Source organism: Dokdonia sp. 4H-3-7-5 (assembly GCF_000212355.1).
Lineage (GTDB): Bacteria > Bacteroidota > Bacteroidia > Flavobacteriales > Flavobacteriaceae > Dokdonia.
Genome location: NC_015496.1, coordinates 2,415,433 through 2,429,415, shown reverse-complemented (window position 1 = coordinate 2,429,415; position 13,983 = coordinate 2,415,433). Strand labels below are relative to the sequence as shown.

Genomic DNA, 13,983 nt, shown 5'->3' with positions numbered 1-13,983 from the left:
TGCAAAGGTAACAAAAGAAGTAAAGAAAATATTACTACTTATAACAACTAATCTTTGGTTGCTAAGAATTTGTTTCTAGCAGCAACGGCATCTTTAGTATAGTCGCTAAAAACTCCGTCTACTCCCGCCTCAAAAAACAGTTGATACTCGGTTGCTCCACTCTTATTATTACTCCACAAAGTATCTTCTTTTCTAAAGGTGTACGGATGCACTTCTAGCTTATGCTTATGTGCCAGCGCTACAAAATCTGTAGGGGCTAGCACCTCAACCTCTCCTTTGCTCGCCTTGCTATAAGAAATCACAAAAGGTTTCCAAGGACCTATTCCATCTGCATAGGTCGAAACAAACTTCATCCCTTCGGCTGTTGTAAAGTAGTTGTATGTACGAGCATCTTTACTCAGTATAAAATCATAAGGTTGTCCTTCTGGATCATAACTTCCATCTTCCTTGGTAAAGCGTAAATCTCCATTACTAGAGATTCCAGCCGCACCTATAAGTTGTATAAGCCGCACATCTGAACGTGCTGAAATGTATTGCAACGTACTCACCTCAAAACATTGCACAAAAATGGGAGAAGTTTTATCTAGATAACCAGCCTTTGTAATCTGATTAAGAAATATATCTTCCATGGCGAGTCCTATATTTTTATGAAAACTAGGATGCTTTAATTCTGGATAAATACCCACAGGATTTCCTGATTTGGTTTTGTTCGCTTTCGCGAAAGCGATAATCTCCTCAAACGTAGGGATCTCAAAAAGATCATCATACTCGTGTGTTCTCTCCTCCCAAGACTGCCTAGCTCGTAGTGTTTTGAGTTCGCTAAGCGTGAAGTCAGAAACAAACCAATCTGTCACAGGTACACCATCAAGCATTTTGGTGGTTTTACGATCTGCATATTCTGGCAGTACAGATACATTAGTAGTTCCAGAAATAAAAGGCTCATGCCTTGCTACAAGAATCCCATCACTTGTCATCACAAGATCCGGCTCAATAAAATCTGCGCCTAGTTCGATTGCTTTTTTATACCCTTCCATCGTATGTTCTGGATATAAAAATTGCGCTCCCCTGTGTGCAATAACAATAGGCGTATTATGAATTTGAGGTTGCTCCATGTGATTACAAGATAAGATGAGTATTGAAAATAAAAGTGTTATTCTTTTTAAACTAATCATGTAGACAAAGGTAGAATCTATTCCACAAAAAAAGGCGCAAATGATATTTGCGCCTTTTTTAAATGTTATAACTAAAGATTAGATTAATCTATTCTAGTGATTTTTGCTCCTATTGCTCTAAGACGCTCATCTATGTTTTCATATCCGCGGTCTATTTGCTCGATATTATGAATAGTAGAAGTTCCCTTTGCACTTAACGCTGCAATAAGCAATGAGATACCAGCACGTATATCTGGTGATGTCATTGTGGTAGCCTTAAGTGTAGACTGGAAGTTATGTCCAATCACAGTTGCACGATGCGGATCACAAAGTATCACTTTTGCACCCATATCTATAAGCTTGTCTGTAAAGAACAAACGGCTTTCAAACATTTTCTGGTGAACCATTAGTTCTCCCTTTGCTTGGGTTGCCACTACAAGAATAATACTCAAAAGATCTGGAGTAAAACCGGGCCATGGTGCATCTGAGATAGTCATAAATGAACCATCAATATATGATTCTACCTGGTAACCGTCTGTATGTGCAGGAATATAAATATCATCTCCTTTACGTTCTAGTGTAATCCCTAGTTTTCTAAAGGTATTAGGTATCACACCTAGATCATCCCAGCTTACATTTTTAATTGTAATCTCACTCTTAGTCATCGCAGCAAGACCTATCCATGATCCTATTTCGATCATGTCTGGTAATACTCTATGCTCACAACCACCTAGTTTTTCTACTCCTTCTATGATAAGCATGTTTGAACCTATCCCTTGGATATTTGCTCCCATGCGCACCATCATTTTACAAAGCTGTTGTAAATATGGCTCACAAGCTGCGTTATATATAGTTGTAGTCCCTCTAGCTAATACGGCAGCCATCACGATATTTGCTGTACCTGTAACAGATGCTTCATCTAGTAGCATGTATGCTCCTGTAAGTCCGTTAGGTGCTTCTACCCCATAAAAACGTTCTTCACGGTTGTAACGAAAAGTCGCTCCTAGTTTTATAAAACCTTCAAAATGTGTATCAAGACGACGACGACCTATTTTATCACCTCCTGGTCTAGGAATATATCCTTTACCAAAACGAGCTAGTAATGGACCAACAATCATTATAGATCCTCTTAAGCCACTACCCTCTTTTTTAAATTTCTCACTTTCTAGGTACTCAAGGTCAAGATCATCTGCTTGAAATGTGAACTCACCCTTGGCAATTTTCTCCACCTTTACTCCCAGATTTTGCAAGATCATGATGAGCTTGTTTACATCTATAATGTCTGGCACATTACTTATGGTTACTTTTTCAGGAGTGAGTAATACGCCACATAAAATTTGTAATGCTTCATTTTTTGCTCCTTGTGGTTGAATGTCTCCTTTAAGCTGGTGACCTCCCTCGATCTGAAATGTTGCCATAGTTTATTAGGAATATTTTTAGTAACGCTTTTTGCGGTTATTGTTGTTATTATTATTTTTTGAGTAACTTCTCTTCTTGATTGGATTATCTGCAGCTTTTGCTTTTTTATTTGCTCTTATTAACCTGTCAGAATCTCGTAACTCTTCGTCGCGTTCTTTAAGATTAATCTCACCATTACTTAACTCAAATAGATGATCAAATATTACATCGTCATCTACAGTGTCCTTGTTCCAATTTAAGAAACACTTTTTCATGTGATTTGCAATAGTCATTGCAAGTCCCTCGCGCATATCTCCTTTATCCCAGCTTACGGCTACATCAATCATACGTTTGATGTTGTTACCGTAAAAACGATATTTAGGATGGTTTTGCGGATATTCTAAAGGCTCAGGACGCTCTGCAAGCTCCTCCCTAGATGGTTTACCATATGGCGACTCAACATCTAGTTGAAAATCAGACATTATAAATAGCTGATCCCACAACTTATGCTGAAAATCTGGTACATCACGCAAGTGAGGTTGCAAATTCCCCATTACTGCGATAATCGCTTTAGCTGTTTTGTTACGCTCTTCGGCGTCTTCCATTGCCGTCGCATCATTTACCATTTTCTGTATATGGCGCCCATACTCGGGAATGATGAGATGAACTCTCTCCGTGTTGTACTCTAATTGATCTATCAATTGTAAAAAATTAAGTGAAGTCGTCCTTTAAGTAAAGACATGTGCAAAATACTAAAATTTGTCTAAACGCATCTAGTCTTTAATAAATTGATAACATAACAATAAAAAAAAGACTCTTATTGTGTTCTTGAGATGATTTGGGCGTGACCACAAGGGTCGGGCGCTACGCTTTTACGCTTCGGCTCCTTGCGCTATCGCTTCATGAGCCTGCAGGGTAACTACTGCGATCCCTCACGCGGAGTTAGTAATGCTACAAATTAGTGGTGATTAATAACATTTTCGCGAAAGCGTATACCTCTTACAATGAAATAACGCCTTCTATCTTACCTACTTCCTTGTACTTTTCTATCACAACATCAGGATTATCTAGACGCACGTTAATTGAAACGCTTGTGTACTTGCCTGTGCGAGAGATATTTTTCTTTATTACAGCTCCTAGATGGTCAAAGAGCCCTTCTATTTGCGCTTCTTTCTCTGCATTTGCAGGCACAATAAACTTGTACAAATAAGGTGCAGGCCAGCTAGAAGTTTCTTCTAGTTGTGTCTTTAATTTTTTATAAAATTCTTCTGGATTTTTATCTGAACTCATGGGTATCTATTATAATACAAAGGTACAAAATTCACGTTCTTTGTAGTTTGCTTAATTTTGCTAGAAAGACTACCATTTTTATGCCAAAACGTATACTTCTCATTGGAGGCCCATCTACCGGGAAAACAACATTACTTAACCATCTAGAACAACTAGGGTATCCCTGCCTTGAGGAAATCTCAAGACAAGTGATAAGCCAAGCCCAAAAGGAAGGTATAGATCAGTTATTTCTAGAGAAACCACTGTTGTTTTCTGAGCTTCTAAGAGATGCTCGCATAGAACAGCACAAAGATGTAGATACATACATCACAGACACTGTTTTTATAGACCGAGGTATTCCTGACACCGTGGCATACATGGACTTTATAGGACAAGAATATCCTGAGGCTTTTGTACAGGCTTGCAAGACGTATACTTATGATATCGTATTCATATTGCCTACTTGGGAGAAAATACACAAAGTAGATCAAGAGCGATACGAGACTTTTGAACAAGCTCAAAAAATTGAAAAACACCTTGTACAGACGTACCAAAATTATGGTTATAACCCTATTGTAGTACCTATGTCTCCTGTAGAGGATAGAGCGGCGTTTATATTAAAAACGCTAGCACTTGAGTAATCAAGCGCAAGACATATTACAACAATACTGGGGTCACTCTACCTTTAGACCACAACAAGCAGAAATCATAAAGAATGTGCTTGCTGGGAGTGATAGTATTGCACTATTACCCACAGGTGGCGGGAAGTCTCTATGCTATCAACTACCTGCGTTATTACTAGACGGGATAACGATTGTGGTATCACCACTTATCGCTCTTATGAAGGACCAAGTAATGACTTTGCAAGAAAAAGGTATCAAAGCGCTCTCTATCACGAGCGGGATTTCTTTTAGCGAGTTAGACACGCTACTCGATAATTGTATTTATGGCAACTACAAGCTTTTATATCTCTCACCAGAGCGATTACAACAAGAGCTTGTAAGAGAACGTATTAAACTTATGAATGTCTCTCTTATTGCGGTAGATGAGGCTCATTGTATTTCTCAATGGGGACATGACTTTAGACCCGCATATAGAGAAATCTCAAAATTACGTGCTCTCAAGCCTACCGTGCCATTTATAGCGCTTACTGCTACAGCAACACCTAAGGTATTAAAGGATATCACAGAGCAGCTAGAATTACAAGATCCGCAGTTATTTAAAACTTCTTATCACCGCCCTAATCTCACATATAGTGTAGTGCAAGCTACAGACAAGTTTTACCAGCTAGAAACTATCCTAGCAAATACAAAGGCTAGTGCTATTGTATATGTGCGTAATAGAAAGGCCACACTTAATACTGCTCACTTTTTAAAAGGCAGAGGCATCTCTGCCACCTTTTACCACGGAGGTATGTCTCGTGATGAACGTCACAAACAATACCTCGCATGGCGTAATAATAAAGTACAAGTCATGGTAGGCACAAGTGCCTTTGGGATGGGAATTGATAAGGCAGACGTAGCTACTGTAGTGCATTTAGAAATTCCTGATAGTATAGAAAATTACTTTCAAGAATCTGGAAGAGCTGGAAGAGCGGGACAAGAATCACAAGCCGTACTCCTTTATAATGAAAATGACGAGGTACGATTAGAAAATCAGTTTATAAAAGTGATTCCTCAGGTAGCAGATGTAAAAAAGATATACAAGCACCTCAACAACTACTTTCAGATCTCTTATGGCGAAGGCCAAGAGACACTGCATCGATTTAACTTCAGCGAATTTTGTGCCACATACAAACTTCACACGATTCTTACATTTAATGCGCTTCAAACACTAGACCGCAATAGCGTGATAAGCTTATCTCAAGAATTTACAAAGCGCGCAACAATCAACTTTAAAGTAAATGACTTTGCGCTTTCTTACTATTTGATTCGCAATAATCAGCTGGATGATGTGGTTAAGGCTGTTCTTAGAACGTATGGAGCCGTTTTTGAACAAGTCACAAATATCAACTATAGCATAGTAGCTACAAAAGCTAGCAAAACTATAGAACAGGTGCACCAAGTCCTGCTTACACTTGAGAAAGATGATATTATAGATTATGAGCATCAAAATTATGATACCGCAATTACCTTCCTTGTCCCTAGAGATGATGATAGAACAATAAACGTTATCGCACCGTATATTAAAGCACAAGCTACGTACAAGAAAAATCAAGTAGATGCTATAAAAACATATCTCGCTACAGATACCGTTTGTAGAGCAATCCAACTTATGCAGTACTTTGACGAAACATTAACCACACCATGTGGAAAATGTGATGTATGTACAAATGCAACACACCAAGTTTCAAGAACTGCTATACACAGTGCTATTATTGATATTTTAAGAGAAGGCCCAAAAACTTCTCGCGAAATATCACAACTAGACTACCCACAACAAACTATAATTAATACGATTCGACTACTTTTGGATCAAAAAAAGATAGCCATCTTGGCAAATAACACCTACACCTTATTATGAGAGATTTACGCATAGTTTTCATGGGTACACCAGAGTTTGCAGTAACTATATTAAATGGTCTACTAGAAGAAGAATATAATGTTGTGGGAGTAATCACCGCACCAGATCGTCCTGCAGGAAGAGGACAGAAAGTAAGAGAAAGTGATGTAAAGGCGTTTGCAAAGGCAAGAAACCTCAACATCCTACAACCTACAAACCTTAAAAGTGAAGAGTTTTTAAAAGAACTTAAAGACCTTAATGCAAACCTACAGATTGTAGTTGCCTTTAGAATGCTTCCAGAAGCTGTATGGAAAATGCCAGCTTATGGAACCTTTAATTTACACGCATCACTCTTACCACAATATCGTGGCGCTGCTCCTATAAACTGGGCAATTATTAATGGAGAAACAGAAACAGGTGTTACTACATTCTTTATAGATGAAAAAATTGATACCGGTGAGATTATCTTACAAGAGAAACTCGCTATAGATGATAAGGAAAATGCTGGCGTATTACATGACCGTCTTATGATTGCAGGTAAAGAACTTGTAGTAAAAACGGTAAAAGCTATAGCGATAGATGAAGTAAGCACTTTTGTACAAGACTCCAGCAGAGAACTCAAAACAGCATATAAGTTACATAGTGAGAATACGAGAATAGACTGGGATGCTCCTCTTCAAGACATTTACAATCACATAAGAGGATTGAGTCCTTATCCAGCAGCTTACACAATGCTAGAAAATGGAGGAAAAGAGCAACGTGTAAAAATTTATAGCGCTTTCGCGAAAGCAGAAAAAGAGATGTTTATTCCATCTGGAGCAGTCACCCAAGTAGATGATCATCTAGCTATCGCAACGCCAGAAGGTTACATATGCATCACCGAAATACAACTTTCTGGGAAGAAAAAAATGGCCGTTAAAGACCTTTTAAACGGATACAAATTTGATAAAAATGCAAAAATGCGCTAAACCCTTGCTCCTATTGGTGTTAAGGGAATTATAAAAAGAGGCTGTCTTTATCAACAATTGGCTCGACTTATTAACAAAACCTCTCATTTCCCTTGCTATAGCTTGCGTAGGCAATTAATTCGGATAAATTTGTTAGGGAATTAAGCATTTAGCTTAACCAACAATTTAATTAATTAACAATTTACATTATGAACAAATCAGAATTAATTGACGGAATGGCAGAGCATGCAGGTATCACCAAAGCTGCAGCAAAAAAAGCATTAGAATCTTTCTTAGGAGATGTTGAAAAGACTCTTAAGGACGGAGGACGTGTTTCTCTTGTAGGTTTTGGATCTTGGTCTGTTTCTAAGCGTAACGCACGTGAAGGAAGAAACCCACAAACTGGAAAAACTATTAAAATTGCAGCAAAGAACGTAGTAAAGTTCAAAGCTGGATCTGAGCTTGCAACTTCTGTAAACTAGTCAGTTTTAACTGTTATATAAAAAACGGGTAGCTCACGCTACCTGTTTTTTTTGTTTTAAACCGGCTTCTATTAATATCGGTAATCTTGTTGAATATCCATTAGTAATGAACAACATCTTTGATTATCTCGTGATTGTGCTAGAGGTTTTTGGAAAATTTTCGCGAAAGCGTAACTATATCCTTTCTATATATAACAACTTATAAAAAAGAGTATAGCAAGTAGAAATGTAGATAAAGCCACTTTTTTAAGTTCTGGATCAAGTAAAGCGTGTATTGAAGTACTTCTTACGGTAATTATGTGCTTCACTAGTGGTATAAAAGCCACAAGAGAGATGTAATCAATAATATGCTTTGCTGTAAGGAAAAGATAAGAAACCCAGCTTAAAAGCCCTACAAGTAATAAAATAGCGTGATATTTTTCTGCACCTGCGGCTCCCAAAACAACAGCAAGCGTGTTTTTACCTACGCGAGCATCTGCTTCACGGTCTCTCATATTATTAAGGTGTAACACCATTGTAGATAATGTACCTACAGTGAGCGCGGGAAGTATCTGTATAAAATTGATATACTGTGTAAATAAAAAGAAAGACCCCAGAACACCCACGAGACCAAAGAATATAAAAACAAAAACATCTCCTAGTCCTCTATAACCATAAGCACTTTTTCCCACTGTATATTTTATGGCAGATACGATAGCGGCAATTCCTAAAAGTAAGAATAAGATGGAGAGCAAGAAATGATCTACGCCAAAAGAGACATAAATTAAGAGCAGTACAGTAATCACGGTGATAATTGATGTGATAATAATTGCCTTCTTAAGATCTTGTGCAGTTAGAAGTCCGCTTTGCATGGCTCTTGCAGGCCCTACACGCTCTGCATTATCTGTTCCCTTAACGCCATCACCATAATCATTTGCATAATTAGATAAGATCTGAAATCCTAAAGTAGCGAGTATGGCTAGTATAAAAATACTCCAGTTAAAGGCGCCTTCTTGCAATGCGAGTCCGCCTCCTACAAGAATCCCAGCTATAGAAAGTGGTAAGGTACGAGGACGGGCGGCACTAAGCCAAACTTGGAATGAGGGCATATATTTTTTTAAGTGCGTAAATGTACTATTTTCTTTGGGCTTCTACCCTTCTCAAATTTCAAAAGGATTTACTAGCTTCGTAATGATTAAAAATAACCTCATGATGAATATAAAATCTCTAGTTGCACTACTTCTTGTTATTCTTTCAGTTTCAAGTTGTAAGGAGCAAGAAACGGCGCTTACACAAGTTGATACCCAAGAAAAAAATCCTTTTTTCTGGGAAGCTGCAAATATGTATTTCTTACTCACAGATCGCTTTAATAACGGTGATACAAGTAATGATGTCAACTTTGAGAGAACTCAAGACGCTGCCGTGTTAAGAGATTTTATGGGTGGTGACATCAAAGGAATCACACAGAAGATAGAAGACGGTTATTTTACAGATCTTGGGATCAACGCTATCTGGTTTACTCCAGTTGTAGAGCAAGTACATGGAGCAGTAGATGAAGGAACTGGTGTTACTTATGGTTATCACGGTTACTGGACTAAGGACTGGACTTCACTAGACCCTAACTTTGGCACGAGAGAGGACTTACAATCATTAGTAAGTGCAGCGCATCAAAAGGATATACGCATTGTTATGGATGTGGTACTTAATCACACAGGTCCAGTTACAGAAAAAGATCCATTCTGGGGTGAAGACTGGGCAAGAGAAAACCCTAATTGCGCCTTCAGCACTTATGAAAATACTACCGCTTGTAGTCTTGTAGAAAACCTTCCAGACATCCTTACCGAGAGTGATCAAGAAGTTGCACTTCCAGCTACACTAGTTGCAAAGTGGAAGTCTGAAGGACGTTATGATGAGGAAATGGCAGAGCTAGATTCTTATTTCACCACAAATGACCTAAAGAAAACACCACGTAATTACATTATAAAATGGCTTACAGACTACATTAGAGACTTTGGAGTAGATGCTTTTAGAGTAGATACTACAAAACATGTAGATGAGGCCTCATGGGTGGCATTAAGAGCACAAGCTGATAAAGCCTTTGCAGATTATAAAGCAAACAATGAGGATAAAGTGATGGATAATAATGACTTTTTCATGTTTGGAGAAGTTTATAATTACTCTATAGATGGAGGTCGTGCTTATGATTTTGGAGATAAAAAGGTAGATTACTTTGCAAATGGCTTTGATAATCTGATTAATTTCCAATTTAAATATGATGCTCAAGGAAGTTATGAGCAGCTATTTAGTAAGTATGCAGTAATTAAGGATTCCATTTTCAGCGATAAGAGTTTTGTAAACTATGCTACCTCACATGATGATGGACAACCATTTGACAAAGACCGAAACAAAGCTATAGAAACAGGTACTAAGCTTCTACTAACCACCGGGATATCTCAGATCTATTATGGTGATGAAACTGCCAGAGACTTAACGATAGATGGTACAGATGGTGATGCTACCCTACGTAGCTTTATGAACTGGGATAGTATAAATACCGCTCCCACAGATGAAATTCTTGCTCACTGGCAAAAGCTGGGGACTTTTAGAAGAGATCATCCTTCGGTAGGTGCTGGTACTCATAAGATGCTAAGTGCAGCTCCTTATATATTTAAAAGATCATTTAATAAAAATGGTATGACAGATACTGTGGTCGTAGGATTAGACCTCAATATTGGGAAGAAAGATATTGTGGTGGGTAACGCTTTCGCGAAAGCGCAAACTGTGAAGGACACTTACTCAGGACAAGAAGCTAGTATAATCGACGGCAAGATAACTCTTGATACTCCTTACGATATTGTTTTACTAGAGGTTGTAAAAAACTAAGTATCTAGCTGTTGAAGAAATGAAGCCAGCACTTGAGATATCCCTAACTCCATAGCAGGATTTGTTATGGAGAGCTCGTTTACATCAAAATTTTCGTGAAATGATGGAAAGCTAAAACTCTCAGCTACAACCCCTCCAAAACGGGGAGCTGTGCTTTTCATGTATTCAAGTGCAGAAGAGGCTCCTCTCGCTCCAGGAGAAGTACTCACTAATAGAATCTTCTTATTTGCTAAGAAATTCCTGTCTGCACGAGAAAGCCAGTCTAGAATATTTTTAAAATAGGCAGATATCATCCCGTTGTGCTCATTTACTCCTATAATAATCCCAGAAGCCTCGGCTATCTTATTTTTAATAATCTGAATATCTATTGGAATTCCTCGCTCTTGCTCAAGATCTAAATTATACATAGGAATATCATAATCTAGAAGATGTAAACGCGATGCGGGTTGAGATTGAATTGCATTAATAATATAATCTAGCAACATGCTATTTATAGATGTGTTGCTATTACTTCCGGATAGTGCAATAATTGTTTCCATAGTTTCATAAAAAAAGCCACCCGAAGGTAGCTTTTTTATTAATTATATATTTTCTCAATTATAGGCTCACTGTAAGTGTAGCAATAATTGATGTATTGTCACGGTCTACTGTAGCCTCATTCGTTAATCCTGTGCTGTATAGAGAATTAGTGCGCTCTTGTGAGAATGTATCGTAAGCTACGTCTAATTTTATTTTTCCAAAATTATAACCAATACCTGCAGAGTAACCAGACAAATCACCTACCGTAGTCTCATCTTTAAACGGACTATCTTCATAGCGATAACCACCTCTAAAACTCCATGCTTGAGATCTAATCTCTCCACCTAGTTTATAAGAATTTACTGGTTGCAATAAATTATCTATCGCTGCATTTTGAGCGTTAAAAAAAGAATCGCTTTCTGGTCTAAAACTAAGATTTGTATAATCTTTATAAGAATAATCAAAACTTAATAAACCTTGCTGTCCAAAAAGATATGCCACACTTCCTGTATATTTTCCCGGTGTTTTGATTTCATAATTTTCATAGATATTAGTTACTCTAGGATTAATCACCGTGTTAAATACTCCTGCATCATCAATAGCTGTAGTAGAAACACTTTGATTAGTCTCTTCACTTATAGTTGTCCACGAAGGTGAATCATAGGTAAAGCCAACTCTCAAGTTTTCTCCAGCCTTATAAATACTTCCTAGTTGGAAAGAAAATCCACTACCAGTAGTTCTTAAATTATTTTCAAAACGAATGTCTGTAATATTTGTAAAACCTTCATCTGCTCCTACATTGTTAGATTCAAATAAAACAGTAGACCGGTTATAATCTATAAAATGAGAATTTAAGTTAAGTCCTAAATAAAGATTTTCATCATACTGCGCTCCAATATTGAATGACGCTTTACCACTATAACCCGATGAAGCAAAAATGTACTCCTGGTTATAATTTTCGGCAACTGTATTTACAAAATACTCAGTATTACCAAAATCATTTGAAGCTGGATCCAAAATAAAAGACTGAAATCCTAATAGTGCTTGTTGAGCACCGAAGCCTTCAGTTTCACCAAGAAATTGGTATAAATCCGCTACAGATTCGCCATCAACTGTTTCGAGTAAATCAAGTGGCACTCCTTGTGCAAAGTCACTGAAATAGCTAGAAATAGAATTTGTATTGTTTCCGACAGCTGTATACTGATTATCAAGATTTGATGTTCGATTGTAATTGAAACTAAGAGAAACTTTATTCCACTTAGAATTACCTGAACCACCTATAATAAAAACACCACCAGCCTGATTTATAGACAAATCAGAATCTGAAACGTTTGTAGTGTTACCCAGATACCTTGTATCATTATCATAGTTATCATTAACAATGGTAAGAGAAGCTGTTCCTCTTGTAAAAACTGCGCTAGCTGCAGGGTTATCACCTATTGCACTTAAGTCTCCTCCTAAAGCACCAAAGGCACCTCCCATAGCTCTATAACGAGCTGTTCCGGTTACATTTGATGAAGTATATAAAAGTGCATCAGAAATACTCTGTCCAAAAGATGTTCCTGTGGCCACTAAAGCCGCTATTATAATTAGTTTTTTCATATAAAAAATTTAATACTGTAAACTATATCGCTTATCCTCTACGTCCTCCGCTTCTACCAGAAGATCTTGAAGATGATCCACTACTACTTCTTGATGATGATGATCTAGAAACAGAGCTACTTCTAGATGAAGATCTGCTAGGTGTTGCTGACGGTCTTGATGGCCTAGATGCAGGTCTTGAATAGGTTCCACTTGGTCTAACTGGACGCGAAGGTCTTGATTGAGTTCCAGATGGTCTCGCAGCACTAGGTCTTCCTCTAGTAACACCATCGCGGCTAGCTGAAGTTGGTCTCCCTCTAGTGACACCATCACTGCTGGTAGATGTAGGCCTACCTCTCGTAATACCATCACGACTAGTAGATGTAGGTCTCGCTCCGATTACACGTGTACTTGTCCCTCTATTTCTAGAATATGTATTTCTACTAGTTGATTGTGTTGTTCTTCCAGAAGACGAACGTAAACGCGACCTTGAAGATGAAATAGCATTTACAGCACTACTTCTTCTTCCCGTATTTGAAACAGCTGATCTTCTACCTGCGCTATAAGCTACACGACCACCGTAATTTCTATTATAATTACCATAATAGTGATTATTAAAATTGTTACCGTAGTGAAAGTAGGGACGATTATATGCAAATCCATAACCTGCATAACCAAAAAATGGATTATTAAATCCTCTATGTATGCCATATCCCCATGGTGACCAGAATCCGCCTCCCCAAGCATTTCCATAGAATCCTCCACCCCAACCGTAACCGTAGCCTCCAAAACCTCCCCAGTTATTGAAGCCCCAATAAGGAGCGTTATTGTAAATGTTTATTTCAACATCTTGAGTTTCATCACCCCAAGCTGCATAACCAGTATTCGTTTCAAAACTAGCTCCGTCTACATAAATATCAGTCCCCGCCTCCGAAGAATAGGATTCAATATCAGTAAATACAGCACCATCTTCTTCTAACTCACTGAGCTCTTGAACTCCTTTTTCAAAATAATTTTTGTAAACCTGAGTGTTTGCACCACTAGAAATTTCTTGACCAGAAGCACTAGCTGCATCAGCTTGAGGACTACTGTAAATTCCATCCTCATCATAAAAATTCTGAGAAGAGCTACAACCTATCAAAAATACTGACGTAACAGCCACAAATGACAAATTCTTTGTTGTGCGTATAAGTGAAGTATAAAATTCCATATCGATAGTGTTTTAATTGTTGCTTGATTCAAAAATACCTAATTTCGCTAGGTATTTTTACA

At 37.8% G+C, this 13,983-nt stretch carries 13 protein-coding genes; 5 read left to right on the top strand and 8 right to left on the bottom strand.

Annotated elements, in window-relative coordinates:
• Positions 1-47: 47 nt before the first annotated feature.
• The 4 genes from KRODI_RS10780 to KRODI_RS10765 form a co-directional block, all read right to left on the bottom strand.
• Positions 48-1,112, bottom strand: coding sequence for a glycerophosphodiester phosphodiesterase (locus KRODI_RS10780; protein WP_148235997.1), 1,065 nt, complete (start codon positions 1,110-1,112; stop codon positions 48-50).
• Positions 1,113-1,255: 143 nt separating this feature from the next.
• Positions 1,256-2,569 (bottom strand): UDP-N-acetylglucosamine 1-carboxyvinyltransferase, encoded by a 1,314-nt coding sequence (gene murA / locus KRODI_RS10775; RefSeq protein ID WP_013751636.1) that lies wholly within the window; start codon positions 2,567-2,569, stop codon positions 1,256-1,258.
• 18 nt (positions 2,570-2,587) lie between these two features.
• The gene (locus KRODI_RS10770; protein WP_013751635.1) at positions 2,588-3,250 is read right to left on the bottom strand and encodes a DUF4290 domain-containing protein; all 663 of its coding nucleotides are present in this window, start codon (positions 3,248-3,250) and stop codon (positions 2,588-2,590) included.
• A gap of 298 nt (positions 3,251-3,548) precedes the next feature.
• Complete coding sequence (locus tag KRODI_RS10765; RefSeq protein ID WP_013751634.1) at positions 3,549-3,839, bottom strand: DUF493 family protein; 291 nt, start codon at positions 3,837-3,839, stop codon at positions 3,549-3,551.
• 80 nt (positions 3,840-3,919) lie between these two features.
• Between KRODI_RS10765 and KRODI_RS10760 the strand changes: the two genes are divergently transcribed.
• From KRODI_RS10760 to KRODI_RS10745, 4 genes are all read left to right on the top strand, one after another.
• Positions 3,920-4,459: an AAA family ATPase gene (locus KRODI_RS10760; RefSeq protein WP_013751633.1), complete on the top strand. Its 540-nt coding sequence runs from the start codon at positions 3,920-3,922 to the stop codon at positions 4,457-4,459.
• Positions 4,452-6,341, top strand: a complete 1,890-nt coding sequence (locus KRODI_RS10755; protein ID WP_013751632.1) for an ATP-dependent DNA helicase RecQ — start codon at positions 4,452-4,454, stop codon at positions 6,339-6,341. The genes KRODI_RS10760 and KRODI_RS10755 overlap by 8 nt, the downstream gene beginning before the upstream one ends.
• A complete protein-coding gene (fmt, locus tag KRODI_RS10750) occupies positions 6,338-7,288 on the top strand; it encodes a methionyl-tRNA formyltransferase (RefSeq protein WP_013751631.1) in 951 nt (316 codons plus the stop codon). The genes KRODI_RS10755 and fmt overlap by 4 nt, the downstream gene beginning before the upstream one ends.
• 188 nt (positions 7,289-7,476) lie before the next feature.
• Positions 7,477-7,749: an HU family DNA-binding protein gene (locus tag KRODI_RS10745; RefSeq protein WP_013751630.1), complete on the top strand. Its 273-nt coding sequence runs from the start codon at positions 7,477-7,479 to the stop codon at positions 7,747-7,749.
• A 185-nt stretch (positions 7,750-7,934) separates the two neighbouring features.
• Here the strand turns inward: KRODI_RS10745 and menA are convergent, their stop codons facing one another.
• The gene (menA, locus tag KRODI_RS10740; protein ID WP_013751629.1) at positions 7,935-8,837 is read right to left on the bottom strand and encodes a 1,4-dihydroxy-2-naphthoate octaprenyltransferase; all 903 of its coding nucleotides are present in this window, start codon (positions 8,835-8,837) and stop codon (positions 7,935-7,937) included.
• Between the two features lie 103 nt (positions 8,838-8,940).
• Here menA and KRODI_RS10735 point away from each other — a divergent pair, with 103 nt between their 5' ends.
• Positions 8,941-10,611 carry an alpha-amylase family glycosyl hydrolase gene (locus tag KRODI_RS10735; RefSeq protein ID WP_013751628.1) on the top strand — a complete coding sequence of 557 codons (1,671 nt, stop codon included), beginning with the start codon at positions 8,941-8,943 and terminating at the stop codon, positions 10,609-10,611.
• Here the strand turns inward: KRODI_RS10735 and KRODI_RS10730 are convergent.
• From KRODI_RS10730 to KRODI_RS15620, 3 genes are read right to left on the bottom strand one after another with little or no spacing between them, the layout of a single operon-like run.
• Complete coding sequence (locus tag KRODI_RS10730) at positions 10,608-11,150, bottom strand: NADPH-dependent FMN reductase (protein WP_013751627.1); 543 nt, start codon at positions 11,148-11,150, stop codon at positions 10,608-10,610. The two genes, KRODI_RS10735 and KRODI_RS10730, sit on opposite strands and share 4 nt — an antisense overlap.
• Positions 11,151-11,208: 58 nt before the next feature.
• Complete coding sequence (locus KRODI_RS10725) at positions 11,209-12,732, bottom strand: outer membrane protein transport protein (RefSeq protein WP_013751626.1); 1,524 nt, start codon at positions 12,730-12,732, stop codon at positions 11,209-11,211.
• 31 nt (positions 12,733-12,763) lie between these two features.
• Positions 12,764-13,921, bottom strand: a complete 1,158-nt coding sequence (locus KRODI_RS15620; RefSeq protein WP_013751625.1) for a hypothetical protein — start codon at positions 13,919-13,921, stop codon at positions 12,764-12,766.
• Between the last annotated feature and the right edge of the window lie 62 nt (positions 13,922-13,983).

Coding starts and splice junctions, on each gene's coding strand:
- KRODI_RS10765 (WP_013751634.1), bottom strand. CDS start 3,839: ATGAGTTCAGATAAAAATCCAGAAGAATTTTATAAAAAATTAAAGACA.
- KRODI_RS10780 (WP_148235997.1), bottom strand. CDS start 1,112: ATGGAGCAACCTCAAATTCATAATACGCCTATTGTTATTGCACACAGG.
- KRODI_RS15620 (WP_013751625.1), bottom strand. CDS start 13,921: ATGGAATTTTATACTTCACTTATACGCACAACAAAGAATTTGTCATTT.
- KRODI_RS10745 (WP_013751630.1), top strand. CDS start 7,477: ATGAACAAATCAGAATTAATTGACGGAATGGCAGAGCATGCAGGTATC.
- menA (WP_013751629.1), bottom strand. CDS start 8,837: ATGCCCTCATTCCAAGTTTGGCTTAGTGCCGCCCGTCCTCGTACCTTA.
- KRODI_RS10760 (WP_013751633.1), top strand. CDS start 3,920: ATGCCAAAACGTATACTTCTCATTGGAGGCCCATCTACCGGGAAAACA.
- fmt (WP_013751631.1), top strand. CDS start 6,338: ATGAGAGATTTACGCATAGTTTTCATGGGTACACCAGAGTTTGCAGTA.
- murA (WP_013751636.1), bottom strand. CDS start 2,569: ATGGCAACATTTCAGATCGAGGGAGGTCACCAGCTTAAAGGAGACATT.
- KRODI_RS10725 (WP_013751626.1), bottom strand. CDS start 12,732: ATGAAAAAACTAATTATAATAGCGGCTTTAGTGGCCACAGGAACATCT.
- KRODI_RS10735 (WP_013751628.1), top strand. CDS start 8,941: ATGAATATAAAATCTCTAGTTGCACTACTTCTTGTTATTCTTTCAGTT.
- KRODI_RS10730 (WP_013751627.1), bottom strand. CDS start 11,150: ATGGAAACAATTATTGCACTATCCGGAAGTAATAGCAACACATCTATA.